Source organism: Pseudoduganella sp. LjRoot289, from assembly GCF_964252925.1.
In the GTDB taxonomy this organism is placed as follows: Bacteria; Pseudomonadota; Gammaproteobacteria; order Burkholderiales; family Burkholderiaceae_D; genus Rugamonas.
Genome location: NZ_CAXUPN020000001.1, coordinates 3,855,585 through 3,882,000, shown reverse-complemented (window position 1 = coordinate 3,882,000; position 26,416 = coordinate 3,855,585). Strand labels below are relative to the sequence as shown.

The following is a 26,416-nucleotide window of genomic DNA, read 5'->3' as shown; positions in this document are numbered from 1 at the left end:
GGATGCCCTGCATGCCGGGCCTTTTTTTGCCCGTAATTTTCAGTTAGGAATTTTTAGTTTAATTTGTGAAATATTGCGTTGCAACATTAGAAATATTCTTGCATAAATTACTTTATTATTGGAAATTAAATATAATCAAAAGAACAAGACTTTTTGGACTATTATGCTATGCTGTTTTCGCAGTCCCGATCAACGTTGGTTAGCTCATCGACCAATAACATCAACTTTTTAAGGATAATCTATGAAATTGAAACTTATTGTTGCGAGCGTGATGGCCGCAGCATCCTTCTCCGCCATGGCAGCCGACCAGCTGGTCATTCTGGACGACAATCCACTGGCAAACAACTTCTTCCAATCCGTTAAATCGCCTACCGACGACGTCCTGTCGGGCGGTTCCGACGTGATCACTTTTGGCGGCCTGGCACCAGGCCTGTACGAGATCGTCGTGACGATCTCCGGCCAGAACCTGACCTTCGATGGCACCCAGTCGAACCTGAACGGCACCACCGGCGCCACCTATGGCGGCGGCAAGCTGCGCTTCTTCGGTGTTGAGCACACCGGCGCCGCGCCATTCGTGCTGAACCTGTTCGGCACCGGCATGACCGGCGCCAAATACAGCGGCGAAGTGACGGTGTCGGCGGTACCGGAACCAGCTACCTACGGCATGCTGCTGGGTGGCCTGGGCATCCTGGGCTTCCTGGCTCGCCGCAAAAAAAATACCGACGCTTGAAGCGGGATCCAGCATTAAAAAAACCCGCGCAAGCGGGTTTTTTTTAGATTGTCATTTGGAACGGCGTTTAAAATCGCGGAAGCGGAAGCCCATTATAAATAACGCCAAGAAATATATTGCCACGCAGCTCGTGATTAACAGCATGAGCGCTCCTGCCCGCAGGAAAGGATGCTGCTGCATTGCAAGCCAGTCGACCTGCAACTGGCCGAACCAGGCGGCCGCGCCCATCAAACTGACAGCAACCAAAAGTTTCAAATAAAATTTCCCCCAGCCGGCTTTCGGTTGATACACGCCGCGTTTGCGCAGCCCCATGTAAAGGAAAGCGGCATTGATGCAGGCCCCGAGTCCGATTGAAAGTGCCAGTCCCGCGACGGCGATGTAGGGAACAAACAACAGATTCATCACCTGTGTCGCGATCAGCACGCCGACGGCGATCTTCACCGGGGTGCGGATGTCCTGCTTGGCGTAAAACGCCGGCGCCAGCGTTTTCACCAGGATGATGCCGATCAGGCCGGCGCTGTAGGCGATCAGCGGCTGGGCCGACATGGTGGCCGCCTCGGCCGAGAACTTACCATAGTGGAACAGGGTGCTGATCAGCGGCACCGCCAGCGCCGCCATGCCCACCGCCGCCGGCAGCGCCAGCAGGAAGGTCAGGCGCAAGCCCCAGTCCAGCAGCGCCGAGTATTCCTCGTGGTCGGCGTCCGCGTTGGCCTTGGCCAGGCTGGGCAGCAAGATCGTGCCCAGCGCCACGCCCAGCATGGCGGTCGGGAACTCCATCAGGCGGTCCGCGTAGGACAGCCAGGAAATGCTGCCTTCAGCCAGGCGCGAGGCGATGCTGGTGTTGATCATCAGGCTGATCTGCGCCGCCGACACGGCGAACACGGCCGGCCCCATCTTCTTCAGCACGCGGCGCACGCCGCCGTCGCGCAGGCCGATCGCCGGATTCAGGTAGATGCGCGGCAGCATGCCGATGCGGATCAGCGACGGCACCTGGATCGCCACCTGCAGCACGCCGCCGACGAACACCGCGATCGCCATCGCGTAGATGGGCTGCGCCATGCGCGGCGCCAGCAACAGCGCGGCGGCGATAAAGCTCAGGTTCAGCAGCACCGGCGTGAACGCCGGGATCTTGAACTCGCGCCAGGTGTTCAGGATGCCGCCGGCCAGCGCCACGAAGGACATGAAGGCGATGTAGGGGAACATCAGCCGCGTCATCCAGACCGAGGCGTCGAACGCCTCGGGCGTCGTGCGCAGGCCGGTGGCGATCAGGTAGACGAACAGCGGGGCGCCTATAATACCGAGCACGCTCACCAGCACCGTGGCCCACACCAGCGTGGTGGCCACGTGGTCGGCCAGCTCCTTGCTGGCCTCCTGCCCGTGCTGGTTCTTGTATTCGGCCAGGATGGGCACGAAGGCTTGCGAAAACGCGCCTTCGGCGAACAGCCGGCGCAGCAGGTTGGGGATGCGGAAGGCGACAATGAAGGCGTCGGTGTAGGCGCCGGCGCCGAAGGCGCGCGCAAACAGGCTTTCGCGCAGCAGGCCGGTAACGCGGGACAGCATGGTCATGCTGGAGATGGCGGCGAGGGTTTTGAGCAGGTTCATGGGCGCCGATTATAGCGGCAGCCCCATGCGCACAGACTTAAGATCGTGTGAAAAGGGCAATTAGCGGTATTGGGAATTGCCCTGGCGTCAAAAGCCCGCTATAATTTAAGGCTGTACAGATTTCAGTATCGCAGACACTAATGTTTTGCCAGCGTCCCTTGGCTTACATGGTTAGGCAGACAGACTGAACAAACACCTGTTTGGCAAACGCTATTGTTTGCAAACGAACTTTGACAACGATTAGGAACTTCCATGGCAAATACCGCACAAGCGCGCAAACGCGCTCGTCAAGCAGTCAAGCAAAACGCACACAACTCGTCCCAGCGTTCGACCCTGCGCACCGCGATCAAAGCGGCTCGTAAAGCGATCCAGGCTGGCGACAAAGCGGCTGCAACCGCAATCTTCCAGGCATCCGTGTCGACCATCGACAGCATCGCCGACAAGAAGATCATCCACAAAAACAAGGCAGCTCGCCATAAGAGCCGTCTGGCAGCTGCCCTGAAAGCACTGTCCGCTTAATTCCGCTGGCGGCGTCCGCGCCGCCTGGCAGTAAAAGCAAAAAAACCCGCATGGCGCAAGCCATTGCGGGTTTTTGTGCTTGCGCCTGGATTATTTCGATGCGGCCGATGCTGCGGAAGCGGCTGCCGAGGCGGAAGCGGATGCCTTCTTGGCTTTCTTCGCCTTGGGAGCGGAGGCGGCCATCGAAGCCGACGCCGATGCCATAGGCGCGGACGCTGCAGGAGCGGACGCCATGGCCGAAGCGGATGCGGAAGCGGCGGGCGCTGCGGCAAAAGCCGAGGCAGCGAACAGGGATGCAACCAGAGCAGCGATGAGTTTGGACATGGCGTTTTCCTTTAGTGGTTTTTGAACACTCGGTGATTCGGATGAATCTGCTTCAATAAACGCGGAAAACACATTCCAGTTGACATGATTTTTCGCAAAAGCGGACACTATTTTTGCTGCGACGCATCAATGCCAGCGCTTTTCAGCCCTGCCGCAGATGCGAAACCAGGCCGTTCAGCGGTGTGTGCGGCATGTCGACCAGCTCGGGTTCGCGCCGGCCGATTTCATTGGCCAGGTCCTGCAGCAGCCATTCCAGCTCGTCGAGCAAGGCGCGCAGTTCGCCCAGGATGCCGGGGTCCTCGCGCGCGATGCTGAGCATGGTGTCCACGTGGTCGGGGTCGAAGCCGGCCTGCAGCACCAGGCCGCGGATGTTGGCCATGCGTTCGAACAGGAAGGCCAGCGGCGTGTCGTCCGGATCGCGCGGGGCCACCGCCGCCGCGAAGCTGCCGCGCAGCACCGGCCAGGCTTGCAGCAGATCGGCCAGATGGCTCAGCTGTGTCATCGCGCCGTGCTCGTTGGGTTTGGCCAGCGCGTCTTCCGGCGAGGCGTGGATCAGGTCGCGCAGGGCGTTGACGACGCGATGGTCGAAGCGGGTCTGGTTCAGGCGCACCAGCACGTCCAGGCGCGGCAGGTCGAAGCGCCGGATGATGGTCTCGGCCACGTCGGCCACCGCCAGCAGTTTGGCCAGCGGCGCGATCTTGTCGCAGCGTAAGCCGTGCGGATAGCCGCTGCCGTCGAGCCGCTCGTGGTGGTGCAGGATGGCGAGCGCGGCCACTTGTGGAAAGCCGGCCAGGTCGTGCAGCAGCACATAGCTGGTGACCGGATGCACATGGATGTAGCAGCGTTCCTCGGGCGTGATGTCGTGGCCGGCCGCCAGCAGGGCGGGGTCGGTGTGCATCTCGCCGAAGTCGTGGCACAGGGCCGCCATCAGCAGGTTGTAGCGCTCGGTGGCCGGCAAGCCCATGCGCTGGGCCAGCGCGTGGGCGATCATGCCGGCGCGGATGGAATGTTCGAACATCTCGCTGCGCCGCTCCCGCATCACCGTCAGCCGCATCAGCAGCGCTTTGGGCAGCTTCACGCCCGCCAGCGCGTGCTTGACCGCCAGCGGATCGCCGGTGCGCGCGGCCAGGCGCGCATACACCGGCTCATGGTCGAGGATGCGCGCGGCGGCGGCCGCCAGGGCGTTGGCGTCGACCGGGCGTTCGCTCTCCAGCATATGGTCCAGCGGCGCGCTCAGCTTGTGCTGGGTCAGGCGTTCGAATTGCTGCGGCGTGAGACGGGCGCCCTTGGCCACCAGTTTGATGCCGGTGGAGGAATAGATGTCCTGGTGGGCGACGACGCTGCGCTCATTGCCCAGTTCGGCAACTGCCTGCAAGTAATGCGGGTTCTCGCCGACGGGGGCCTGCGGCGTGCTGCTTGCGTCGATGTCCGGCATAGAACGGCCCTTCCTTGCAAAGCGGCGTCTCCATGTCCTCAAATATACGGTAAAACGTATTGCGCTGCATCAAACAGATTGCATATTTGCCAGCGATTTATGCCGGGCGCAGGTCTTTTGGCGACACTTCCATCCACTCGCCCGGCAGCAAAGGATGGCTGGCCAGCGAGATGCCGCCGATCGCGCTGCGCACCAGGCGCAGGGTAGGGTGGCCGATGGCGGCCGTCATGCGCCGCACCTGGCGGTTTTTCCCTTCATGCAAGGTGATGGCGAGCCAGGCGGTGGGGACGCCGGCGCGGCTGCGGATCGGCGGCTTGCGCGGCCATAGCCATCCGGGCTCGGCGATGCGCACCGCCTGGCAGGGCTTGGTGATGAAGTCGCCCAGGTTGAGCGGGGCTTGCAGCCGGGCCAGCGCGGCCGCGTCGGGCACGCCCTCGACCTGGACCAGATAGACCTTCGCTTCCTTGCGGTCCGGATGGGCGATGTCGTGCTGCAGCTTGCCGTCGTCGGTCAGCAGCAGCAAACCCTCGCTGTCCGCGTCCAGGCGGCCGGCCGGATAGACGTTGGGCACCTTGACGTAGTCGGCCAGCGTTTCGCGCTCCGCCTGCGGGGAAAACTGGCACAATACCTGGAATGGTTTATTGAATAAGATGAGCGGCATAACGAATTGTACCGTGGCGCCCGGCAAAATACTGGTGCATAATGTGAAACACATGTCTTATGTCTTATAGAAGACCTGAATTCTAGTAGCGACGCATGACCCCACTCACCCGGAGATTACGATGTTTCAACATATCAAAGTTCCAGCCGACGGCCAGAAGATCACCGTCAATGCCGATTTTTCCCTGACAGTTCCCGACCATCCGGTCATCCCCTACATCGAAGGCGACGGCACCGGCGTGGACATCAGCCCGGTCATGATCAAGGTGGTCGACGCGGCGGTGGCCAAGGCCTACGGCGGCCAGCGTAAGATCAGCTGGATGGAAATTTACGCGGGCGAGAAATCGACCACCGTGTACGGCCCGGACGTGTGGCTGCCGGAAGAGACGCTGAAGGTCCTGAAGGACTACGTGGTGTCGATCAAAGGCCCGCTGACCACGCCGGTCGGCGGCGGCATCCGTTCGCTGAACGTGGCGCTGCGCCAGGAGCTGGACCTGTACGTCTGCCTGCGCCCGGTGCGCTACTTCACCGGCGTGCCCTCGCCGGTGAAGGAGCCGGAGAAGACCGACATGGTCATCTTCCGCGAAAACTCGGAAGACATCTACGCCGGCATCGAATATCAGCAGGGTTCGGAAGGCGTCAAGAAGCTGATGGACTTCCTGATCAAGGAGATGGGCGTCAAGAAGATCCGCTTCCCGGAAACCTCGGGCCTCGGCATCAAGCCGGTGTCGATCGAAGGCACCGAGCGCCTGGTGCGCAAGGCGATCCAGTACGCCATCGACAATGACAAGCCGTCGGTGACCATTGTCCACAAGGGCAACATCATGAAGTACACCGAAGGCGGCTTCCGCGACTGGGCCTACGCCCTGGCGCAGAAGGAATTCGGCGCGCAGCTGATCGACGGCGGCCCATGGTGCAAGTTCAAGAATCCGAAGACCGGCCGCGAGATCACCGTCAAGGACTCGATCGCCGACGCCTTCCTGCAGCAGATCCTGCTGCGCCCGGCCGAGTACAGCGTGATCGCCACCCTGAACCTGAACGGCGACTACATCTCCGACGCGTTGGCGGCGCAAGTGGGCGGCATCGGCATCGCGCCGGGCGCCAACCTGTCCGACTCGGTGGCCATGTTCGAAGCCACCCACGGCACCGCGCCGAAGTACGCCGGCAAGGACTACGTGAACCCGGGTTCGCTGATCCTGTCGGCCGAAATGATGCTGCGCCACATGGGCTGGCTGGAAGCGGCCGACCTGATCATTTCGTCGATGCAAAACTCGATCGCCTCGAAGAAAGTGACTTACGACTTCGCGCGCCTGATGGAAGGCGCCACCCAGGTGTCGTGCTCCGGTTTCGGCGATGTGATGATCGAAAACATGTAGTGCTGTGGCGGCCCGCCGCCGGCAAGCCTGAGGCCCCATTCTCGTCGAAGAGTGGGGCTTTTTCAATTCCGCCTCCATGGCCCAAATTCGTCATTCCCGCGCAGGCGGGAATCCATACTACCTCTCTGAGCATGCGACGTATTGGTTCCCGCGGGGGGGGGGGGGGCGAGCCCTGCGCAGCGGTCTGCCGATGCGGACCGACAGGTATTTCGAGATACCCTTCATTTGGCGACACCGAACTGATACTACTGATACGCAAGTGTTGTTTCCCGCTGCGGCCTGCATGTGGCCGCGCGCTATGTAACCGTGCATGGCTGTTTGTTTGCGGCAACAGTACGGTGTATGCTGGAGCTACGAGCTAATTAGGAGCAGTAAATATGCAGTGTCCATTTTGCGGAGAGGGCAGCCTGGTGCGGCAGACCAAGGATATGCCTTACCACTACGAAGGTAAATCGACAGTGATCCCCGCTGTCACGGGCGAGTTTTGCGGCGCCTGCGGCGAGTGCATCTTCACCGACAAGGAAAGCAAGCGCATCGGCGACGCCATGCTTGCGTTCAACCGCGAAGTCAATTCCGCCTCAAAATAGCGCGTGTATCGGCACCGGAGGCCGAATTTTGCGGTGCGCAGAACGCCGCTTACAGGGCCGTGAAGAAGCGGGCGCTTGAGCGTGCTCAGGCAGGGCCCCTCCCGCGCCGGGCAGGGACGAAAAAAAACCCCACGCTTTGCAGGGTTTTTCACTTCCGCAACAGCGGTCGCCTATCAGGTCGACTGGATATTGGAAGCTTGCTTGCCTTTAGGGCCTTGGGTGACTTCGAACTGAACTTTCTGACCTTCTTTCAGGGTCTTGAAACCGTTCATGTTGATTGCGGAGAAGTGTGCGAACAAATCCTCGCCGCCATCATCTGGAGTGATGAAGCCAAAGCCTTTGGAGTCATTGAACCACTTAACAGTACCTGTTGCCATAATAAGAAGAACTTTCAATTAAAAACGAATCACACGAGCCATAAAAGCAAGAAGCTTCCTGCCCCCTCCTCGACGCCTCACTTCTTATCAACATGTACATTTCTGCACAAGTCGATATCGCATTGTTGGCGGAACAATTTTTAATGTCAAGCGCTTTCGCAGGCTGAATAGTACTTTTCTTGCAACAGCTGCCGGGGCCGTCAAAAAAGCAACTCTTGATTTTGCGGTGACGGGCGCCATCTGCGCCAAGTCGGGAAAACGCGTAAGATGGAATACAAATGGATTTACGTCCACAAAGCACTTCGCAACGACACCGAAAGCATTAGAATATAAGCGTATGGCAACCAAGCATGACACCGAACAGCTGCTGGAACGGCAGACGCTCAAACCGCCTCCCCTGTACCAGGTGGCGTTGCTGAATGACGACTACACCCCGATGGAGTTCGTGGTGGCCATCATTCAGGAGTACTTCAACAAGGACCGTGAGACGGCCACCCAGATCATGCTGAGCGTGCATCGCTACGGCAAGGGCGTGTGCGGGGTCTTCTCGAAAGATATCGCGAGTACCAAAGTGGAGTTTGTATTAACGCATGCACGCAAGGCAGGCCATCCCCTGCAGTGTGTGATGGAGGAAGTATGATTGCGCAGGAATTGGAAGTAAGTTTGCACATGGCGTTTGTCGAAGCTCGGCAGGCACGGCATGAATTCATCACGGTAGAGCATCTGCTGCTGGCGTTGCTGGACAATCCTTCGGCGGCCGAAGTGTTGCGTGCGTGCGCAGTCAACATCGAGGACCTGCGGAAAACCCTCACCAACTTCATCGGCGACAACACGCCGACCGTGCCTGGCACGGGCGAAGTGGACACCCAGCCTACGCTGGGCTTCCAACGGGTGATCCAGCGCGCCATCATGCACGTGCAGTCCGCTTCCAACGGCAAGAAGGAAGTCACCGGCGCCAACGTGCTGGTGGCCATCTTCGGCGAGAAGGATTCGCACGCGGTCTACTACCTGCACCAGCAGGGCGTGACCCGCCTGGACGTGGTCAACTTCATTTCGCACGGCGTGCGCAAGGACCAGCAGACCGATGCCGCCAAGGCCTCGGAAGGCGTGGAGGAGGGCGCTCCGGGCGGCGAAGGCCAGCAGAAGGAAAGCCCGCTCGACCAGTTCACGCAGAACCTGAACAAGGCCGCCGCCGAAGGCAAGATCGATCCTCTGATCGGCCGCGAAGAGGAAGTGGACCGCGTGATCCAGATCCTGTGCCGCCGCCGCAAGAACAATCCGCTGCTGGTGGGCGAGGCGGGCGTGGGCAAGACCGCCATTGCCGAAGGCCTGGCGTACCGCATCACGCAGAGCGACGTGCCGGAGATCCTGCAGAACGCCGTGGTCTACTCGCTGGACATGGGCGCGCTGCTGGCCGGCACCAAGTACCGCGGCGACTTCGAGCAGCGCCTGAAAGCGGTGCTCAAGCAGCTCAAGGACAACCCGAACGGCATCCTGTTCATCGACGAGATCCACACCATCATCGGTGCCGGTTCGGCGTCGGGCGGCACGCTGGACGCGTCCAACCTGCTCAAGCCGGCCTTGGCCAACGGCCAGCTGAAGTGCGTCGGCGCGACCACCTACACGGAATTCCGCGGCGTGTTCGAGAAAGACCACGCGCTGTCGCGCCGCTTCCAGAAAGTGGACGTCAACGAGCCCACCGTCGAACAGACCGTGCAGATCCTGCGCGGCCTGAAGTCGCGCTTCGAGGAGCATCACGGCGTGAAATACTCGGCGTCGGCGCTGTCGACCGCAGCCGAACTGGCGGCCCGCTTCATCAATGACCGCCACCTGCCGGACAAGGCCATCGACGTGATCGATGAAGCCGGCGCCGCGCAGCGCATCCTGCCGAAGTCCAAGCAGAAGAAAACCATCGGCAAGACCGAGATCGAGGAAATCATTTCCAAGATCGCGCGCATCCCGCCGCAAACCGTCAACCAGGACGACCGCAGCAAGCTGCAAACCATAGACCGCGACCTGCGCAACGTGGTGTTCGGCCAGGATCCTGCGATCGAGGCGCTGTCGTCGGCCATCAAGATGGCGCGCGCCGGCCTGGGCAAGACCGACAAGCCGATCGGCTCCTTCCTGTTCTCCGGCCCGACCGGCGTCGGCAAGACCGAAGTGGCGAAGCAGCTGGCCTTCATCCTGGGCATCGAGCTGATCCGCTTCGACATGTCCGAGTACATGGAGCGCCACGCGGTGAGCCGGCTGATCGGCGCGCCGCCGGGCTACGTCGGTTTCGACCAGGGCGGCCTGCTGACCGAGGCGATCACCAAGAAGCCGCACGCTGTGCTGCTGCTGGACGAGATCGAGAAGGCGCATCCGGACATCTTCAACATCCTGCTGCAGGTGATGGACCATGGCACGCTGACGGACAACAACGGACGCAAGGCCGATTTCCGCAACGTGATCATCATCATGACCACCAACGCGGGTGCCGAGAGTTTGCAGAAGGCCACCATCGGCTTCACGAATTCGAAGCAGGCGGGCGACGAGATGGCCGACATCAAGCGCATGTTCACGCCGGAGTTCCGCAACCGCATCGACGCCACCATCAGCTTCCGCGCGCTGGACGAGGAGATCATCCTGCGCGTGGTGGACAAGTTCCTGATGCAGCTGGAAGAGCAGCTGCACGAGAAGAAGGTGGAAGCGGTCTTCACCGACAAGCTGCGCAAGTTCCTCGGCAAGAAGGGCTTCGATCCGCTGATGGGCGCGCGCCCGATGTCGCGCCTGATCCAGGACATGATCCGCAAGGCGCTGGCCGACGAGCTGCTGTTCGGCCGCCTGGTGAGCGGCGGACGCGTGACCGTGGAGCTGGACGAGAAGGACCAGGTCGTGCTGGAGTTCCCGGAATCGGACGCCGCGCCGAGCCAGCCGCCGGAAACGGTGGAAGTGGAATAAGCCCTGCTTGTTCAACGCGCCAGGAACCCGCTCCGCAAGAGCGGGTTTTTTTACGCGCCGCGTGATGGGGGTTACGCCGTTCCGGCTCGGCGCCCCCGGCTAATCCGCCCTACGGACCCTGGATTTCGTAGCTAGCCCGATGTATCAGCGCCGCCAGCGCGGCGGGCTGTTCCAGCGGTATCAAATGCCCGCTGTCCTCCACGACCGCCAATGTGGCGCCGGGGATGCCCTCACGCAGTTCCTCGGCCTCGGCACGCGAGCGCATCTGGTCCTGGGCTGCGGCGATGACGAGGGTCGGACAGGCGATTTCGCCCAGCCGTGCCGTGTCGCCCCGCTCCAGCAGCGATTGGCGGATGAACACCTCGCGCCCCAGTCCGGACCCCATGGCGCGCACGCGGGCGATCAGCGCTTCCTTGCTTGCGTGCCCTGGATGCAGCGACGTAACGATGGCGCCGCGGCTCAAGCCGCGGAACGGCCCGACCGGCGTATTGAGCGCCGCCTTGGCGCGCTGCTCGCGCTGCTGCGCCGTATCCGGCCGGCTGGATGTGGAAATGAGCACCAGCGACTGCACCCGCGCGGGCGCAAGCCTTGCCATCTCGCGCGCGATATAGCCGCCCATCGAAAAACCAGCCAGGACAAACCGTGGCGGGCACGCGGCGAGAATGTGGCGGGCCATGTCCTCCACGGTGCCGCCTTCGCGCAGGCTGCCGTGGACGACAGGCACGGCCGGGAGCAAGGGCAGCACGTCGTCCCATAGCGTTTCGTCCAGCATGTAGCCGGGGACCAGAACCATAGGCATCATAGGCTGGACTGCGTCTTGAATTGCGCAGCGCGGCGGCGCGAGACTTCGACCGCCGGACCGTCCCGCAGCGCCAGGTCCAGGCCACCGGCGTCGTTCGGCGCCATGCCGCTGACATGGTCGAGATTGACGATGTGCCGGCGGTTGGCGCGGAAGAAGCGCTGCGGATCCAGCTTCTCCTCCAGTTGCGTCAGCGTGCGCAGCATGAGCGGCTGCTGCCGGTCGAAATAGACGCGCGTGTAGTTGCCTTCGGATTCGAACAGGCGGATGTCGTGCAGGGCGACGAACCAGCAGCGCTCGCCATCTTTGATGAATAGCTTGGCGGGAGCCGGGGCGGAAACGGGAACGGGAACGGCTTGGGTCGGCGCCGGGGGCGTCCCAAGTGCCGCCGCAAGGTCCGGCGGCAAGGCGGCGGCTTCGGCCGGCACGGATACGGCAGCCGTAGCGGGCGCATGCGGCGCGGCTTTGGCAGCGGCGGCAGCGACAGCAGCAAGCGCCGCCTGCGCCTGGCGGCGCTGCGCGGCACGCGCGAGCGCCGTAGCCAGACGGGCCGCCTGTATCGGCTTCTGCAAGTAGTCGAGGGCGTTCACTTCGAAGGCCTGCAGCGCGTAACGGTCGAAGGCGGTCGTGAAGATCACGTCCGGGACCGTGTCGAGCGATGCCAGCAAATCGAAGCCGCTGCCGCCGGGCATTTGCACATCGAGCAGCAGCAGGTCCGGCTGCAGCGCGGCGATCTGCCCCATGGCGTCGGCCGAGCTGACGGCCTCGCCGACGATCTCCACACCGGCATGCGCGGCCAGCAGGCGCCGCAGCTCGGCGCGCGCCAGGCGCTCGTCGTCCACCAGCAGCACGCGCATCATGCCGCCGCCGGCAGGGTCAATGTCGCGCGCACCCAGCCGCCGTTCTCGGCCAACTCCAGATTGGCGGCCGGCCCCACGGTCAGCGTCAGCCGCTTGCGCGCGTTCGCTAAGCCGACTTGCGTCGAATTGCTGAACTGCCGCAGCGCGCCCGTGTTGGCGACTTCGATCCGCACGCCGCCCGCCACCCGCCGCGCGCTGATGGTGATGTCGCAGCCCGTGGTGCTGCTCTCGACGCCGTATTTCACCGCGTTCTCCACCAGCGTCTGCAAGGCCATCGGCGGCACGCGCGCCTGTTCCGTGCCGGCCTCGATATCAAGTCTGGCGCGCAAGCGTTCTTCGAAGCGGATCCGTTCGATCGCCAGGTAGGCCTGCACCGCCTCCAGTTCGGCCGCCAGCGTCACCGTATCGGCCTGGCCGGACTGCAGCGCATAGCGCATCAGGCTTGCCAGCTGGTCTATCATTTGCGCTGCGGCGTCCCGGTCTTCGTAGATCAGGCCGCGCACGCTATTGAGGCTATTGAAGAAGAAGTGCGGATTGACCTGCGCTTGCAGCGCGCGCAGTTCCGCCTCCTTGGAGACCACTTCCAGGCGCAGCGTTTCCGCTTCGAAGCGCGCGGCGCGCTGTATGGACTTCACCATCAGATAGAAGCCGGTCCAGCTGAGGAAAATCAGCGACCAGAAAATCAGCGCCATCGGCAGCCAGCGGAAATCGTCGACTTTGCCATGTTGCAACAGCTTGATGCCCAGCGTGACGCTGATGATCTGCAACGGCGCCAGCACCAGCGCCGGCAGCGCCAGCATTTGCCAGCGCAGGCGGGGCGCGTGCCAGCCGCGCTGCTTGAAGAAGCGGCGCCACAGATGGGAGATCAGCAGGCCGCTGACGACGGTCCAGGCGCTGGTCAGCGCAACCCCTTTCAGGTGCAGCGTCCAGCTGTAAAGCGCCAGGAAAAACATCCCGACGCTCATCCATCCGGCCAGTTGCAGTATCGTGTACCAGTTCAGGCGCGTCAGCCAGGGGCGCTTTGCTTTGTCCATGCGTTCCATCAGTTCAAAAATTGACCGATGCGAGCATACATCCAATCGGCATCGTCGTACATGATGAAGTGGCGGGCGCTGTCGGCCAGTTCGATTTTCACGCCGCTCAGGTTCTGGTACTGGCTGCGGTACATGGCCTCCACGTCGCCGCGCGGCATAAAGGCTTTGAAGCTTGCCACGCCGCCCAGCACCAGCGTTGGCGCCTTGATGCGTGCCAGGCTGGGACGCAGATCGTCCGCCAGCATCTGGTACATCGCGGTGGCCATGGTCCTGCGGTCGGACTTCAGGCTCCAGCCCACCACGCGCTCCACGTCCGCTTCGCAGGTCACCATGGTGCCGGCCGTGCGGCGCTGCTGCGCGGCGAAGGCCGCGTTGTCTGTCTGCAGAAAACGGTCGCGCATCTGTGCCGCCATCGCTTCCAGCTGCTCCGCCGTAATGTTCGGCGTCTGCCTTGCGCCCAGCGCCGGCAGGGTGTCCACCACCACCACGCGCCCGACTTGTTCGGGATGGTCAGCCGCCATCTTCAGCGCCAGGAAAGCGCCCATGCTATGGCCGATCAGTACCGGGTGGTCCATCCTGTTTTCGGCGATGTAGGCCGACAGTTGCTGCTCCACGGCTGGCAGCAGCGGCGCTTCGATAGCGGGCGTCCCGGCGAAGCCCGCCAGCGTCAGCACGTGGCACTGGCGCGTAACGCAGAAGCGCTGCACGGTTCCATCCCACACTTCACCGGGCGAGGCCAGGCCGGGAATCAGGATGACGGGCGCGCCCGCGCCGGTCACCTTGACATTGAACGCGGGGTGGCCGGCGGCGTGCGCGGAGCAGGCGGGCAGGGCGGAGACCAGGGCTGCGGCGGCAAACACGGTGCTGCGGATCAGTTGTTTGAACATGGTGCGTATCCTCTTGTCGGTTGCGATGAAAGCCATGTTATCGGCGCGGCGCGCCGGCAACCGCGGGCTTGGGATGAACGGTAAAAAATGAGGATGAACGGCGGTGCGGACAGGTGTATATTTGCCAACCATGCCATGCGAAGTCCACCCCTCACCGAGCGAGCGCCATTTGAACCTAGACCGCCTGAAATCGACCGTCCTCCCGCTGGCCGCCGCCAGCGCCATGCTCCTGTCGCAAACCGCCGCCGCCCTGCCCAGCACCAGCGACACCCGCATGCTGAGCGAGCCGGCCGTGTCGGCCCGCCATATCGCCTTCATGTATGCGGGCGATTTGTGGCTGGCCAATCTGGACGGCAGCGGCCCGCGCCGCCTGACATCGGACCTGGGCGAAAAGTCCAATCCCGTGTTCTCGCCGGACGGCAAACTGCTGGCCTACACCGCGCAACTGGACGGCAACGCGGACGTCTACGTGCTGCCGGTGGAGGGCGGTGTGCCCAAGCGCCTGACCTACCACCCCGGCGCGGACATCGCGCAGGCCTTTGCTCCGGATGGTAAATCGGTGTTGTTCACGTCCCCGCGCGCGGCCTTCAACAACCGCTACCGCAAACTGTTCACGGTGCCGGTGAACGGCGGCGTGGAAACGGAACTGGAAATCCCGAACGCGGCGCGCGCGGCGTATTCGCCGGACGGCAAGCGCGTCGCCTACAACCCGTTCTCTCCCGCCTTCATGCAATGGAAACGCTATCGCGGCGGCACCAACTCCGTTCTGTGGCTGTACAGCTTCGGCGATAAGTCGGTGGAAAAAATCCCGCAACCGGCCACGCACGCCAACGACGTCGATCCGGTCTGGATGGGCGAAACCGTCTACTTCCGTTCCGACCGCAGCGGCGAATTCAATCTGCACGCCTACGACTTGAAGACAAAAACGGTGCGCCAGATTACCAAGCACGGCGACTTCCCGGTGCTCAATATCGCCGCCTCCGGCAATACGCTGGTGTACGAACAGGCCGGCTACCTGCATGCGCTGGACCTGGCCGGCGCCGGCCAGGCGCACAAGCTCACGGTCGGCGTCAGCACCGACCTTGGCCTGTCGCGCGAGCGCTGGGTGCGCGGCGCGAAATACATCCGCAACGCCTCCATCTCGCCGTCCGGCGCGCGCGTGGCGTTCGAGTTCCGTGGCGAGATCGTCACCATCCCCGCCGACAAGGGCGACGTGCGCAACCTGACGCAGACCTCGTCCGCGCACGAGCGCAATCCCGCCTGGTCGCCGGACGGCCGCTCGCTCGCTTACGTGTCCGACGAGTCCGGGGAGTATGAGCTGCACATCCGCCCGCAGGACGGCAAGGGAACGGTGAAGAAGTTCAAGCTCAATGGCGCGGGCTATTACGACAACCTCGTGTGGTCGCCGGACTGCAAGAAGATCGCCTACACCGACAACGCCTGGACCATGCACGTGCTGGACATCGCCACTGGCGCGGTCAAGAAAGTCGCATCCGAGCCGCTGTACGGTGTGAACAAGACGCTGCGCGCGGCCTGGGCGCCCGACTCGCGCTGGATTGCCTACACCCTCAATTCGATGTCCTACACCCGCAGCGCCTACATCTATTCGCTGGAACAGGGTAAATCGTATGCGGTGACGGACGGCCTGTCGGACGTGGCCAATCCCGTGTTCGACAAGAGCGGCAAGTATTTGTATTTCTTCGCCTCGACCGACGCCGGACCGAGCAACAACTGGTTCTCGCAGCAGAACCAGGACAATCTCGTCACACGCACGGTCTGGATGGCGGTGCTGCGGCGCGACCTGCCTTCGCCGCTGATCAAGGAGAGCGACGAGGAGAAGGGCGCGCCGGCCTCCCCTCCGAAGGAGCCGGAGAAGAAGGATGCCGCCAAGACCGCCAAGGCGGAAGCAGAAGCGGCCGAGCCGCCCAAGGTCGATCCGAAAACCGGCCGCGACGATCCCAAGGTGGCGCTGCTGGCGGTGGCGCCGGTCGCCATCGACTTCGACGGGATCGAGACCCGCATCATCGACCTGCCGATACCGGCCGCGCAGATATCGGACCTGGAGTCAGGCGCCGCCGGGCAGATCTTCTTCCTGCGCGAAGCGGACGGCAAGAAGGCCGTGCAGCGCTTCGACCTGAAAGAGCGCAAGGCCGAAACCCTGGTGGCCGAGGCGGACGGCTACGACATCTCGGCCGACGGCAAGAAGCTGCTCTACAAGATGAAGGACGTGTGGTCCATGGGTTCGGCCGCCGGCAAGGCGCTGCCGGCCGGCGAAGGCCGCATCAAGGTGGACAACATCGAAGTGCGCGCCGAGCCGCGCGCCGAATGGACGCAGATCTTCAATGAAGCCTGGCGCATCAACCGCGACTTTTTCTACGACCCCGGCATGCACGGCGTGGACTGGAACAAGATGCGCGCCAAGTACGCCGCCTTCCTGCCCGAGCTGTCCAGCCGGGCGGACCTGAACCGCTTGATCCAGTGGATGTGCAGCGAACTGGCTGTCGGCCACCATCGCGGCGGCGGCGGCGACACCTTCGTCGACAGCCGCGCCGTTCCCGGCGGCCTGCTGGGCGCGGACTACGAGATCGCCAATGGCCGCTACCGCTTCAGGAAAGTGTACGGAGGCTTGAACTGGAACCCGTCGCTGCGCGCGCCGCTGACCGAGCCGGGCCTGAACGTGAAAGCGGGCGAGTACCTGCTGGCGGTGGATAGCCGGCCGCTGCTGCCGCCGACGAATCTCTACAGCGCATTTGAAAACACCGCCAACAAGGCCATCGATATCACGGTGGGAGCCAACCCGGACGGCAGCAAGTCGCGCACCATCACCGTGGTGCCGGTGGCCAACGAGGACGCGCTGCGCAACCGCGACTGGGTGGAGGGCAATATCCGCAAGGTGCACGCCGCCACCAATGGCCGGGTAGCCTACGTCTACGTGCCGAATACGGCGGCGCTGGGCCACACCTACTTCAAGCGCTATTTCTTCCCGCAGGCCGACAAGGACGCCGTCATCATCGACGAGCGCTTCAACGGCGGCGGCAGCGTCGCGGACTACTACATCGAGATCCTGCAGAAGAAGGAGATCGCCTGGTGGACCATGCGCTACGGCGCCGACATGAAGACGCCGTCCGCGTCCATCCAGGGCCCGCGCGCCATGCTGATCGACGAGACGGCAGGTTCCGGCGGCGACCTGCTGCCGTGGATGTTCCGCAAGAACGCCATGGGGCCGCTGATCGGCAAGCGCACCTGGGGAGGCCTGGTCGGCATCCTGGGCTTCCCGGTGCTGATGGACGGCGGCTTCATCATGGCGCCCAATCTCGCGTTCTGGACGCGCGACGGCGGCTGGGGCGTGGAAAACGAGGGCGTGGCGCCGGACATCGAAGTCGAGCAGACCCCGGCGCTGGTGATCGCCGGCCGCGACCCGCAGCTGGAGAAGGCGATCGAGGTGATCAAGGCCGAGCTGGTGAAGAACCCGCCGCTGCGGCCGCTGCGGCCGGCCTTCCCGGACAAGTCCAGGTAGCTATTTCGCGCGCCCGAACTTGCGCCGCATCAGCTGCGGGTAGCCGAACCACACGGAGATCAGCAGCAGGAAGGCGGCGCCCGCGCTGAGGGCGGACAGCATGGTGGCCCCGGTCACCATTTGCAGCACCACGAACACGTCCAGCGAGATGGCGCCCGCCAGCGGCGCCAATGCATAGCAGATGCAGCGCGACGAGAGCGAGATGGTGTGGCGCGAGATGCGGAAGGGTTCGGCCTGGCGGTGGTAGGCGGCCGGCAGCATCACCAGGGCGATGGCCAGCACCACCAGGGCCAGCGCCGCCACGTGGCAATCCTGCACGACGTCCGGCAACTGCTTGAACGGCTCGTTGAACACCGCGATGGTCTGGAAGCCGAACAGCGCCTGTATGCCCGGCAGCAGCATCCGCGCCTCCTCGATGATGCGGCCCATCTGCTCCTTCAGCGACTCCGTCTCCACCTGCTGATCCATAGCCCCTCCCGATGCGGCGATTCTAGCGTTCCCTCAGCGCGCGTGGCGCGCAACTTGGCAGCGAGCCGGCCTGGCCTGCATTCGGGGGCACGGCGTCCCCGTCTGGCCTTGAGGGCTGCCCCCATGCGCCAAGCAAGCAGTCTCTGCCGCTTTTTTAGTCGCTGGGGTCAGATCCAGTGCCGTCAAGGTAAGCGATTGGCGCCGTGCATTTGGCTCAGTATGGGTTCCCGCTTTCGCGAGAACGACAGTTTGCTTGTTGTTCCGCATCGGCGGACCGCCGGGCAGGCGGGAACCCAGCCTCAGCCTCCATGCGCCATTCCATGCCACTAGGCGTCTTGTTCGGCGCGCAGGCGGCGCCACAGCGTGGTGCGGCTGATGCCAAGGTGGTCGGCGGCGGCGTCGCGCCGGCCGTCAAAGCGGGCCAGCACGGCGGCGACGCTTTCGCGGCCGGCGCGGCGGCCGGCGGCCGGGGTGGCCCTGTCAGTGGTATTGGCGGAATCAGGCGGGCGCGCCGAGGCCGCTGCGAGGGCGGGCATGCCGAGCGCTGCCGGTGTGCCTGCGCTTGCGCGCATGCCAGGAATGTCGTGAGCGTCATCGGCCGCATAGGCGGCATCGGCCATTGCTGCCGCGAACTGCCGGGCCGGCGCGGCCGCCCCCAACTCGGGCGCCACGCCGAGCACGAAGCCGGGCGTCAACGCCTGCAGCGGCTCGGCCGCCAGGAACAGCGCCAGCCGCTCGGTGAGGTTGCGCAGTTCGCGCACGTTGCCGGGCCAGCCGTAGCGCAGCAGCAGCGGGGCGCAGGCCATGATCTCGGCGCGCAGGTTGGGATGCGGCCGCGCGCCCAGCGCCGCCAGCGCGTTCTTCAGCGACCATTCGGCCAGTTGCACGACGTCGTCGGCCCGCTCGCGCAGCGGCGGCAGCGCCAGGCGCAGCACGGCCAGCCGGTAGAACAGGTCGGCGCGGAAGCGGCCTTCGCGCACGCGCTGCTCCAGGTCGCAGTGGGTGGCGCTGATGATGCGCACGCTGACCGCGATCGGCCGCGTGCCGCCCACCCGCACCACCTCGCGTTCCTCGAGCACCCGCAGCAGCCGCGTTTGCAGCGTCAGCGGCATTTCGCCTATCTCGTCGAGGAACAGCGTGCCCCGGTTGGCCGCTTCGAACAGGCCCGCGTGGCCGCCGCGCCGCGCGCCGGTGAACGCGCCTTCCTCGTGCCCGAACAGTTCGGATTCCAGCAGCGACTCGGCGATGGCACCGCAATTGACGGCCACGAAAGGCCGGTTCGCGCCCAGGCTGCGCGGGCTCTCGCGGTGGATGGCTTGCGCCACCAGCTCCTTGCCGCAGCCGGTTTCGCCCTGGATCAGCACCGTGGCGGGAGACTTCGCGTACAGCACCACGGCCTGTCGCATCTTCTCCATCGCCGCCGAGTCGCCGCGCAGGTCGTTCAGGCCGTGCTTGGCGCGCAGCGTGTCCGCCACCACGCCGGCGCGGCCGCGGCCGCGGTTCGCTTCCAGCTGGGTCAGGCGCGCCATTTCCAGCGCGTCGTCGAAAGCCTGGCGGATCGAGGCGGCGGAGTACATGAACACCGCCGTCAGCCCGGCTTCCTCGGCCAGGTCGGTGATCAGGCCCGCGCCGACGATGGCGCGCACGCCGGACGCCTTCAGGTCGTTGATCCGGGCGCGCGCGTCCTCCTCGGTGGCGTAGGTGCGTTGCGCCACGTCGAAGCCGAACGTAGCGGCGAATTCGGCCAGCTCCGGCAGTTTGTCCTGGTAGGTGATCACGCCGATGCGCTCGGACACGCGCCGCGCCCGCGCCAGCGCCTGCATGACGTCGAAGCCGCTGGCCTTGGCGATCACCACCGGCACCGACAGGCGGCCCTTCAGATAGGCCGCATTCGAGCCGGCCGCGATCACCGCGTCGCAGCGCTCGGTGGCCATGCGCTCGCGGATGTGCCGCGCCGCTTCGTCGAAGCCGAGGTTGATCGGCTCTATCGTCGCCAGTTCGTCGTATTCCAGCGTGATGTCGCGGAACAGTTCGGACAGGCGCGACACGGCCACCGTCCAGATCACGGGTTTGTCGGCGATGTCGAAGGGCAGGGGCGTGGAATGTCGCATGTTTCAAATTATAGTGCAAGGCGCAGGCCGGGTGTTTCAATTGCGTTTCAAACTTGTTTCAGTGTTTCAGATTGAAACGGCGTAGTCGGTGCCACATAGTGCCAAGTGCTTGATTTTGCTGTGTTTCACCCGCTGGCACAGCGTTTGCATTACTGCATGCAACCTAACTGAAAGGGCATTACATGAGCCAATATTCCGCAGGCGCCGCGTTCCGCAAAGCCGTCCAGGAAGAATCTCCCCTGCAAGTGGTCGGCGCGATCAATGCCAACCACGCGCTGCTGGCCAAACGCGCCGGCTTCAAGGCCATCTACCTGTCCGGCGGCGGTGTCGCGGCCGGTTCGCTGGGCCTGCCGGACCTGGGCATCTCCAGCCTGGACGACGTGCTGACCGACGTGCGCCGCATCACCGACGTGTGCGACCTGCCGCTGCTGGTGGACGTGGACACCGGTTTCGGTTCCTCCGCCTTCAACGTGGCGCGCACCGTCAAGTCCATGATCAAGTTCGGCGCCGCCGCCATCCACATCGAAGACCAGGTCGGCGCCAAGCGTTGCGGCCACCGCCCGGGCAAGGAAATCGTATCGAAGTCTGAAATGGTGGACCGCATCAAGGCCGCCGTCGACGCCCGTACCGATGAGAACTTCGTCATCATGGCCCGCACCGACGCGCTGGCCGTCGAAGGCCTGGACGCCGCCATTGAGCGTGCCGTGGCCTGCGTGGAAGCCGGCGCCGACATGATCTTCCCGGAAGCGATGGTCACGCTGGACATGTACAAGCAGTTCGCCAAGGCGGTCGGCGTGCCTGTGCTGGCCAATATCACCGAATTCGGCGCGACGCCGCTGTTTACCGTGGACGAGCTGCGCAGCGCCGACGTCGGCCTGGTGCTGTATCCGCTGTCCGCTTTCCGCGCCATGAACAAGGCCGCCGAAAACGTGTACGGCGCGATCCGCCGCGACGGCACCCAGCAGAACGTGCTCGACACCATGCAGACCCGCATGGAACTCTACGAGCGCATCAACTACCACGACTTCGAACAGAAGCTCGATGCCCTGTTCGCCGCGAAAAAAAATAGCTGACATTATCCGAGATACCTGGAGACCGAGATGACCGAACAAGCCCCAAGCTTCAAGCCTAAAAAATCCGTCGCCCTGTCCGGCGTCACCGCCGGCAATACCGCACTGTGCTCGGTCGGCAAGACCGGCAACGATTTGCACTATCGCGGCTACGACATCCTGGACGTGGCCACCACCAGCGAATTCGAGGAAATCGCCTTCCTGCTGGTGCACGGCAAGCTGCCGACCCAGTCCGAACTGAACGCCTACAAGACCAGGCTGAAATCGCTGCGCGGCCTGCCGCAGGCGGTGAAGGCCGCGCTGGAGGCGCTGCCGGCGTCGGCGCACCCGATGGACGTGATGCGCACCGGCGTGTCCGTGCTGGGCTGCGTGCTGCCCGAGAAGGACGACCACAACGTTCCCGGTGCGCGCGACATCGCCGACCGCCTGATGGCCTCCTTCGGCTCCATGCTGATGTACTGGTACCACTACAGCCATTCGGGCAAGCGCATCGAAGTCGAAACCGACGACGACTCGATCGGCGGCCACATACTGCATCTGCTGCACGGCGAGAAGCCATGCGAGTCATGGGTCAAGGCCATGCACGTGTCGCTGATCCTGTACGCGGAACACGAATTCAACGCGTCGACCTTCACCGGCCGCGTCATCGCCGGCACGGGTTCGGACATCCACTCGGCCATCACCGGCGCCATCGGCGCGCTGCGCGGTCCGAAGCACGGCGGCGCCAATGAATTCGCCTTCGAAATCCAGAAGCGCTACGAGAACGCCGACGAAGCCGAAGCGGACATCCGCAAGCGCGTGGAAAACAAGGAAGTGGTGATCGGTTTCGGCCACCCCGTCTACACCATCTCCGACCCGCGCAACGTGGTCATCAAGGAGGTGGCGCGCAAGCTGTCGGAGGAAGCCGGTTCGACCAGGATGTTCGACATCGCTGAACGCCTGGAAACGGTGATGTGGGACATCAAGAAGATGTTCCCCAACCTGGACTGGTTCTCCGCCGTGTCGTACCACATGATGGGCGTGCCGACCGCGATGTTCACGCCGCTGTTCGTCATTTCGCGCACTTCCGGCTGGGCCGCGCACATCATCGAACAGCGCATCGACAACAAGATCATCCGCCCCAGCGCGAACTACGTCGGCCCGGACGACCTGAAATTCGTGCAGATCAAGGACCGTCAATAATGAGCATCCCTATGAACGCCGCCCACCGCAAGGCGCTGCCGGGCACCAAGCTCGATTACTTCGACGCGCGCGCCGCCGTCGACGCAATCCAGCCCGGCGCCTACGACAAGCTGCCCTACACCTCGCGCGTGCTGGCTGAAAACCTGGTGCGCCGCTGCGATCCCGCGACGCTGAACGCCTCGCTGTCCCAGCTGATCGAGCGCAAACGCGACCTGGACTTCCCATGGTTCCCGGCGCGCGTGGTCTGCCACGACATCCTGGGCCAGACCGCGCTGGTCGACCTGGCCGGCCTGCGCGACGCCATCGCCCTGCAAGGCGGCGACCCGGCGCTGGTCAATCCCGTCGTGCCTACCCAGCTGGTGGTGGACCACTCGCTGGCGGTGGAGTGCGGCGGTTTCGACCCGGACGCCTTCGACAAGAACCGCGCCATCGAAGACCGCCGCAACGAAGACCGTTTCGACTTCATCAACTGGACCAAGAAGGCGTTCAAGAACGTCGACGTGATCCCGCCGGGTAACGGCATCCTGCACCAGATCAACCTGGAACGCATGTCGCCGGTGGTGCAGGTGCAGGGCGGCGTGGCCTACCCGGACACCCTGGTCGGCACCGACTCGCACACCCCGATGGTGGACGCGCTGGGCGTGATCGCCATCGGCGTGGGCGGCCTGGAAGCGGAAAGCGTGATGCTGGGCCGCGCTTCGTGGATGCGGCTGCCGGACATCATCGGCGTCGAGCTGACCGGCAAGCCGCAGCCGGGCATCACCGCCACCGACACGGTGCTGGCGTTGACGGAATTCCTGCGCAAGGAGAAGGTGGTGTCGTCCTACCTGGAGTTTTTCGGCGAGGGCGCTTCGCACCTGACCTTGGGCGACCGCGCGACGATCTCCAATATGGCGCCGGAATTCGGCTCCACCGCCGCGATGTTCTACATCGACGATCAAACCATCAAGTACCTGAAGCTGACCGGCCGCGACGCCGCGCTGGTGGACCTGGTCGAGACCTACGCCAAGGAAACCGGCCTGTGGGCCGACACGCTCAAGCACGCCGAATACGAGCGCGTGATCCGCTTCGACCTGTCGACCGTGGTGCGCAACATCGCCGGCCCGTCGAATCCGCACAAGCGCGTGCCGACATCCGAGCTGGCCGCGCGCGGCATTTCGGGCGTGGTCGAGAACGAGCCTGGCCTCATGCCCGACGGCGCCGTCATCATTGCCGCGATTACCAGCTGCACCAACACCAACAACCCGCGCAACATGATCGCCGCCGGCCTGCTGGCGCGCAACGCGAACAGGCTGGGCCTGGTCCGCAAGCCATGGGTGAAAAGCTCGCTGGCCCCCGGTTCCAAGGCCGTGACCTTGTACCTGGAGGACGCGCACCTGATGCCCGAGCTGGAAAAGCTGGGTTTCGGCGTGGTCGCCTACGCCTGCACCACCTGCAACGGCATGTCCGGCGCGCTGGACCCGGTGATCCAGAAAGAGGTCATCGAGCGCGATCTGTACGCCACCGCCGTCCTGTCGGGCAACCGCAACTTCGACGGCCGCATCCACCCTTACGCCAGGCAAGCCTTCCTGGCCTCGCCGCCGCTGGTGGTCGCTTACGCCATCGCCGGCACCATCCGTTTCGATATCGAGAAGGATGTCCTCGGCCTGGATCCCCAGGGGAATCCAGTGCGCCTGGCCGACATCTGGCCGGCGGACGAGGAAATCGACGCGCTGGTGGCCGCCAGCGTCAAGCCCGAGCACTTCCACAAGGTCTACATTCCGATGTTCGCCAAGCAGGAAGACGACGGCATCAAGGTGAGCCCGCTGTACGACTGGCGTCCGCAGACCACTTATATCCGGCGTCCGCCGTACTGGGAGGGCGCGCTGGCCGGTGCGCGCTCGCTGTCGGGCATGCGTCCGCTGGCGGTCCTGGGCGACAACATCACCACCGACCACCTGTCGCCGTCGAACGCCATCATGATGGACAGCGCGGCCGGCGAGTACCTGCACAAGATGGGTTTGCCGGAAGAGGACTTCAACTCCTACGCCACCCACCGCGGCGACCACCTGACCGCGCAGCGCGCCACCTTCGCCAATCCGACGCTGAAGAACGAAATGGTGGTTGAAGACGGCAAGGTCAAGGCCGGTTCGCTGGCGCGCGTCGAGCCGGAAGGCAAGGTTACGCGCATGTGGGAGGCCATCGAGACCTATATGGAGCGCAAGCAGCCGCTGATCATCATCGCCGGCGCCGACTACGGCCAGGGTTCCTCGCGCGACTGGGCCGCCAAGGGCGTGCGCCTGGCTGGCGTGGAAGCCATCGTTGCCGAAGGCTTCGAGCGCATCCACCGCACCAACCTGGTGGGCATGGGCGTGCTGCCGCTGGAGTTCATGCCGGGCGTGAACCGCCTGACCCTGGGCATCGACGGCACCGAGACCTTCGACGTCACAGGCGAACGCACGCCGCGCGCCACGCTGGCGCTGGTCATCACGCGCAGGAACGGCGCGCAGCTGACGGTGCCGGTGATCTGCCGCCTGGACACCGCCGAGGAAGTGTCGATCTACGAAGCGGGCGGCGTGCTGCAGCGCTTCGCGCAGGACTTCCTGGAGTCGGCCAAGGCCGCGTAATCTGTCGTCCTCGCGCAAGCGGGAATGACGCTGTGAGGACTATTTATGGCTCATCAAGCTCAAATCAAAATCCCCGCCACCTATATGCGTGGCGGTACCAGCAAGGGCGTGTTCTTCCGCTTGCAGGATCTGCCTGCAGCGGCCCAGGTGCCCGGCAAGGCGCGCGACGCTCTGCTGCTGCGCGTGATCGGCAGCCCGGACCCGTACGGCAAGCAGACCGACGGCATGGGCGGCGCCACCTCGAGCACCAGCAAGACGGTGATCCTGTCGAAAAGCGCCAGGCCCGGCCATGACGTCGACTACCTGTTCGGCCAGGTCGCCATCGGCAAGGCCTTCGTCGACTGGAGCGGCAACTGCGGCAACCTGTCCGCCGCCGTGGGCGGTTTCGCCATCAGCGGCGGCTTGGTGGACGCGGAGCGCGTACCGCAAAACGGCGTGGCCGTGGTGCGCATCTGGCAAGCCAACATTGGCAAGACCATCATCGCCCACGTGCCGGTCGCGGACGGCGAAGTGCAGGAAACGGGCGACTTCGAACTGGACGGCGTCACCTTCCCCGCAGCCGAAGTGCAGCTCGAGTTCATGGACCCGGCGGCGGACGAGGAGGGGGCTGGCGCGGGTGGAAGCAAGTCGATGTTCCCGACCGGGAACCTGGTCGACGAACTGGCAGTGCCGGGCGTGGGCAGCTTCAAGGCCACCATGATCAACGCCGGCATCCCGACCATTTTCGTCAACGCGGAAGACATCGGCTACACCGGCATGGAACTGCAGGATGCCATCAACGGCGACCCCCAGGCCCTGGCGCGCTTCGAAACCATCCGCGCCCACGGCGCCTTGCGCATGGGCCTCATCCAGCATATCGACGAGGCGGCGCAGCGGCAGCACACGCCCAAGGTGGCCTTCGTGGCGCCGGCGGCGGCCTATGTGTCCTCCAGCGGCAAACAGGTCGCTGCGGGCGATATCGACCTGCTGGTGCGCGCGCTGTCGATGGGCAAGCTGCACCACGCCATGATGGGCACCGCGGCGGTGGCCATCGGCACGGCCGCCGCCGTGCCGGGCACCCTGGTGAACCTGGCCGCCGGCGGCGGCACGTCCGGCGCGGTGCGCTTCGGCCATCCGTCCGGCACCTTGCGCGTGGGCGCCGAAGCCACGCAACAAGACGGCCAATGGCGCGTCACCAAGGCCGTCATGAGCCGCAGCGCGCGCGTGCTGATGGAGGGCTGGGTACGGGTTCCCGGAGATAGTTTCTAGGATATTGTCCTTGCTTTGTTGTAACTATGCCCGGCTAGTCCGGGCATAGCCGCATTTAGAGGGGGCAGTCGGCGTGCGAAATGG

The 26,416-nt window shown here is 64.1% G+C and carries 22 protein-coding genes; 12 read left to right on the top strand and 10 right to left on the bottom strand.

Features of this window, described 5'->3' with window-relative positions; all coding sequences use genetic code 11:
• The first annotated feature begins 241 nt into the window (after positions 1-241).
• Positions 242-730: an FxDxF family PEP-CTERM protein gene (locus ACSQ8Y_RS16545; protein WP_436267527.1), complete on the top strand. Its 489-nt coding sequence runs from the start codon at positions 242-244 to the stop codon at positions 728-730.
• Between the two features lie 51 nt (positions 731-781).
• Here the strand turns inward: ACSQ8Y_RS16545 and murJ are convergent, their stop codons facing one another.
• Positions 782-2,332 carry a murein biosynthesis integral membrane protein MurJ gene (gene murJ / locus ACSQ8Y_RS16540; RefSeq protein ID WP_436267526.1) on the bottom strand — a complete coding sequence of 517 codons (1,551 nt, stop codon included), beginning with the start codon at positions 2,330-2,332 and terminating at the stop codon, positions 782-784.
• A gap of 252 nt (positions 2,333-2,584) precedes the next feature.
• On the opposite strand from murJ, the gene rpsT reads away from it, so the two are divergent.
• Entirely contained in the window at positions 2,585-2,851 is a 267-nt protein-coding gene (gene rpsT, locus ACSQ8Y_RS16535) for a 30S ribosomal protein S20 (protein WP_436267525.1), read from the top strand.
• A gap of 79 nt (positions 2,852-2,930) precedes the next feature.
• The gene (locus ACSQ8Y_RS16530) at positions 2,931-3,200 is read left to right on the top strand and encodes a hypothetical protein (RefSeq protein ID WP_436267524.1); all 270 of its coding nucleotides are present in this window, start codon (positions 2,931-2,933) and stop codon (positions 3,198-3,200) included.
• A 117-nt stretch (positions 3,201-3,317) separates the two neighbouring features.
• On the opposite strand, the gene ACSQ8Y_RS16525 is transcribed toward ACSQ8Y_RS16530, so the two are convergent.
• Both ACSQ8Y_RS16525 and ACSQ8Y_RS16520 read right to left on the bottom strand, forming a co-directional pair.
• The gene (locus tag ACSQ8Y_RS16525) at positions 3,318-4,610 is read right to left on the bottom strand and encodes an HD-GYP domain-containing protein (protein WP_436267523.1); all 1,293 of its coding nucleotides are present in this window, start codon (positions 4,608-4,610) and stop codon (positions 3,318-3,320) included.
• Positions 4,611-4,707: 97 nt separating this feature from the next.
• A complete protein-coding gene (locus ACSQ8Y_RS16520) occupies positions 4,708-5,271 on the bottom strand; it encodes a pseudouridine synthase (protein ID WP_436267522.1) in 564 nt (187 codons plus the stop codon).
• 121 nt (positions 5,272-5,392) lie between these two features.
• Here ACSQ8Y_RS16520 and icd point away from each other — a divergent pair, with 121 nt between their 5' ends.
• Entirely contained in the window at positions 5,393-6,646 is a 1,254-nt protein-coding gene (gene icd, locus ACSQ8Y_RS16515) for an NADP-dependent isocitrate dehydrogenase (RefSeq protein WP_436267521.1), read from the top strand.
• A 377-nt stretch (positions 6,647-7,023) separates the two neighbouring features.
• A complete protein-coding gene (locus ACSQ8Y_RS16510) occupies positions 7,024-7,233 on the top strand; it encodes a type II toxin-antitoxin system MqsA family antitoxin (protein ID WP_436267520.1) in 210 nt (69 codons plus the stop codon).
• Positions 7,234-7,406: 173 nt separating this feature from the next.
• On the opposite strand, the gene cspE is transcribed toward ACSQ8Y_RS16510, so the two are convergent.
• Positions 7,407-7,610 carry a transcription antiterminator/RNA stability regulator CspE gene (cspE, locus tag ACSQ8Y_RS16505; protein WP_019921881.1) on the bottom strand — a complete coding sequence of 68 codons (204 nt, stop codon included), beginning with the start codon at positions 7,608-7,610 and terminating at the stop codon, positions 7,407-7,409.
• Between the two features lie 337 nt (positions 7,611-7,947).
• On the opposite strand from cspE, the gene clpS reads away from it, so the two are divergent.
• Positions 7,948-8,250: an ATP-dependent Clp protease adapter ClpS gene (gene clpS, locus ACSQ8Y_RS16500; protein WP_056402670.1), complete on the top strand. Its 303-nt coding sequence runs from the start codon at positions 7,948-7,950 to the stop codon at positions 8,248-8,250.
• The gene (clpA, locus tag ACSQ8Y_RS16495; RefSeq protein ID WP_436267519.1) at positions 8,247-10,550 is read left to right on the top strand and encodes an ATP-dependent Clp protease ATP-binding subunit ClpA; all 2,304 of its coding nucleotides are present in this window, start codon (positions 8,247-8,249) and stop codon (positions 10,548-10,550) included. Before clpS ends, clpA begins: the two co-directional genes overlap by 4 nt.
• A gap of 109 nt (positions 10,551-10,659) precedes the next feature.
• On the opposite strand, the gene ACSQ8Y_RS16490 is transcribed toward clpA, so the two are convergent.
• The 4 genes from ACSQ8Y_RS16490 to ACSQ8Y_RS16475 are packed head-to-tail and all read right to left on the bottom strand — an operon-like array spanning position 10,660 to position 14,130.
• A complete protein-coding gene (locus ACSQ8Y_RS16490; protein ID WP_436267518.1) occupies positions 10,660-11,352 on the bottom strand; it encodes an alpha/beta fold hydrolase in 693 nt (230 codons plus the stop codon).
• A complete protein-coding gene (locus tag ACSQ8Y_RS16485) occupies positions 11,349-12,206 on the bottom strand; it encodes a LytR/AlgR family response regulator transcription factor (protein WP_436269847.1) in 858 nt (285 codons plus the stop codon). The genes ACSQ8Y_RS16490 and ACSQ8Y_RS16485 overlap by 4 nt, the downstream gene beginning before the upstream one ends.
• Complete coding sequence (locus ACSQ8Y_RS16480; RefSeq protein ID WP_436267517.1) at positions 12,206-13,243, bottom strand: sensor histidine kinase; 1,038 nt, start codon at positions 13,241-13,243, stop codon at positions 12,206-12,208. The genes ACSQ8Y_RS16485 and ACSQ8Y_RS16480 overlap by 1 nt, the downstream gene beginning before the upstream one ends.
• A gap of 8 nt (positions 13,244-13,251) precedes the next feature.
• Positions 13,252-14,130 carry an alpha/beta fold hydrolase gene (locus ACSQ8Y_RS16475; protein ID WP_436267516.1) on the bottom strand — a complete coding sequence of 293 codons (879 nt, stop codon included), beginning with the start codon at positions 14,128-14,130 and terminating at the stop codon, positions 13,252-13,254.
• 169 nt (positions 14,131-14,299) lie between these two features.
• On the opposite strand from ACSQ8Y_RS16475, the gene ACSQ8Y_RS16470 reads away from it, so the two are divergent.
• Complete coding sequence (locus ACSQ8Y_RS16470; RefSeq protein WP_436267515.1) at positions 14,300-17,647, top strand: S41 family peptidase; 3,348 nt, start codon at positions 14,300-14,302, stop codon at positions 17,645-17,647.
• Here the strand turns inward: ACSQ8Y_RS16470 and ACSQ8Y_RS16465 are convergent, their stop codons facing one another.
• Both ACSQ8Y_RS16465 and prpR read right to left on the bottom strand, forming a co-directional pair.
• Complete coding sequence (locus tag ACSQ8Y_RS16465) at positions 17,648-18,115, bottom strand: DUF6328 family protein (RefSeq protein ID WP_436267514.1); 468 nt, start codon at positions 18,113-18,115, stop codon at positions 17,648-17,650.
• Between the two features lie 326 nt (positions 18,116-18,441).
• On the bottom strand, positions 18,442-20,226 hold the full coding sequence (gene prpR, locus ACSQ8Y_RS16460) for a propionate catabolism operon regulatory protein PrpR (protein WP_436267513.1): 1,785 nt from the start codon (positions 20,224-20,226) through the stop codon (positions 18,442-18,444).
• Positions 20,227-20,408: 182 nt separating this feature from the next.
• Between prpR and prpB the strand changes: the two genes are divergently transcribed.
• Genes prpB through prpF form a run of 4 tightly spaced genes read left to right on the top strand, consistent with a single transcriptional unit; the run spans position 20,409 to position 26,332 of the window.
• Positions 20,409-21,299, top strand: coding sequence for a methylisocitrate lyase (prpB, locus tag ACSQ8Y_RS16455; protein WP_436267512.1), 891 nt, complete (start codon positions 20,409-20,411; stop codon positions 21,297-21,299).
• A 27-nt stretch (positions 21,300-21,326) separates the two neighbouring features.
• The gene (gene prpC / locus ACSQ8Y_RS16450; protein ID WP_436267511.1) at positions 21,327-22,478 is read left to right on the top strand and encodes a bifunctional 2-methylcitrate synthase/citrate synthase; all 1,152 of its coding nucleotides are present in this window, start codon (positions 21,327-21,329) and stop codon (positions 22,476-22,478) included.
• Positions 22,479-22,489: 11 nt separating this feature from the next.
• Positions 22,490-25,084 (top strand): Fe/S-dependent 2-methylisocitrate dehydratase AcnD, encoded by a 2,595-nt coding sequence (gene acnD / locus ACSQ8Y_RS16445; RefSeq protein ID WP_436269846.1) that lies wholly within the window; start codon positions 22,490-22,492, stop codon positions 25,082-25,084.
• Between the two features lie 45 nt (positions 25,085-25,129).
• Positions 25,130-26,332, top strand: a complete 1,203-nt coding sequence (gene prpF, locus ACSQ8Y_RS16440) for a 2-methylaconitate cis-trans isomerase PrpF (RefSeq protein WP_436267510.1) — start codon at positions 25,130-25,132, stop codon at positions 26,330-26,332.
• The last annotated feature ends 84 nt before the right edge of the window (positions 26,333-26,416 follow it).

What these genes read in the sequence shown, in the direction of transcription:
- prpB (WP_436267512.1), top strand. Translation starts at nt 20,409, where the DNA reads ATGAGCCAATATTCCGCAGGCGCCGCGTTCCGCAAAGCCGTCCAGGAA.
- clpS (WP_056402670.1), top strand. Translation starts at nt 7,948, where the DNA reads ATGGCAACCAAGCATGACACCGAACAGCTGCTGGAACGGCAGACGCTC.
- ACSQ8Y_RS16465 (WP_436267514.1), bottom strand. Translation starts at nt 18,115, where the DNA reads ATGGATCAGCAGGTGGAGACGGAGTCGCTGAAGGAGCAGATGGGCCGC.
- clpA (WP_436267519.1), top strand. Translation starts at nt 8,247, where the DNA reads ATGATTGCGCAGGAATTGGAAGTAAGTTTGCACATGGCGTTTGTCGAA.
- acnD (WP_436269846.1), top strand. Translation starts at nt 22,490, where the DNA reads ATGAACGCCGCCCACCGCAAGGCGCTGCCGGGCACCAAGCTCGATTAC.
- ACSQ8Y_RS16480 (WP_436267517.1), bottom strand. Translation starts at nt 13,243, where the DNA reads ATGGACAAAGCAAAGCGCCCCTGGCTGACGCGCCTGAACTGGTACACG.
- ACSQ8Y_RS16520 (WP_436267522.1), bottom strand. Translation starts at nt 5,271, where the DNA reads ATGCCGCTCATCTTATTCAATAAACCATTCCAGGTATTGTGCCAGTTT.
- ACSQ8Y_RS16545 (WP_436267527.1), top strand. Translation starts at nt 242, where the DNA reads ATGAAATTGAAACTTATTGTTGCGAGCGTGATGGCCGCAGCATCCTTC.
- icd (WP_436267521.1), top strand. Translation starts at nt 5,393, where the DNA reads ATGTTTCAACATATCAAAGTTCCAGCCGACGGCCAGAAGATCACCGTC.
- prpC (WP_436267511.1), top strand. Translation starts at nt 21,327, where the DNA reads ATGACCGAACAAGCCCCAAGCTTCAAGCCTAAAAAATCCGTCGCCCTG.
- ACSQ8Y_RS16510 (WP_436267520.1), top strand. Translation starts at nt 7,024, where the DNA reads ATGCAGTGTCCATTTTGCGGAGAGGGCAGCCTGGTGCGGCAGACCAAG.
- ACSQ8Y_RS16525 (WP_436267523.1), bottom strand. Translation starts at nt 4,610, where the DNA reads ATGCCGGACATCGACGCAAGCAGCACGCCGCAGGCCCCCGTCGGCGAG.
- ACSQ8Y_RS16490 (WP_436267518.1), bottom strand. Translation starts at nt 11,352, where the DNA reads ATGATGCCTATGGTTCTGGTCCCCGGCTACATGCTGGACGAAACGCTA.
- ACSQ8Y_RS16485 (WP_436269847.1), bottom strand. Translation starts at nt 12,206, where the DNA reads ATGCGCGTGCTGCTGGTGGACGACGAGCGCCTGGCGCGCGCCGAGCTG.
- ACSQ8Y_RS16475 (WP_436267516.1), bottom strand. Translation starts at nt 14,130, where the DNA reads ATGTTCAAACAACTGATCCGCAGCACCGTGTTTGCCGCCGCAGCCCTG.
- prpF (WP_436267510.1), top strand. Translation starts at nt 25,130, where the DNA reads ATGGCTCATCAAGCTCAAATCAAAATCCCCGCCACCTATATGCGTGGC.
- rpsT (WP_436267525.1), top strand. Translation starts at nt 2,585, where the DNA reads ATGGCAAATACCGCACAAGCGCGCAAACGCGCTCGTCAAGCAGTCAAG.
- cspE (WP_019921881.1), bottom strand. Translation starts at nt 7,610, where the DNA reads ATGGCAACAGGTACTGTTAAGTGGTTCAATGACTCCAAAGGCTTTGGC.
- prpR (WP_436267513.1), bottom strand. Translation starts at nt 20,226, where the DNA reads ATGCGACATTCCACGCCCCTGCCCTTCGACATCGCCGACAAACCCGTG.
- murJ (WP_436267526.1), bottom strand. Translation starts at nt 2,332, where the DNA reads ATGAACCTGCTCAAAACCCTCGCCGCCATCTCCAGCATGACCATGCTG.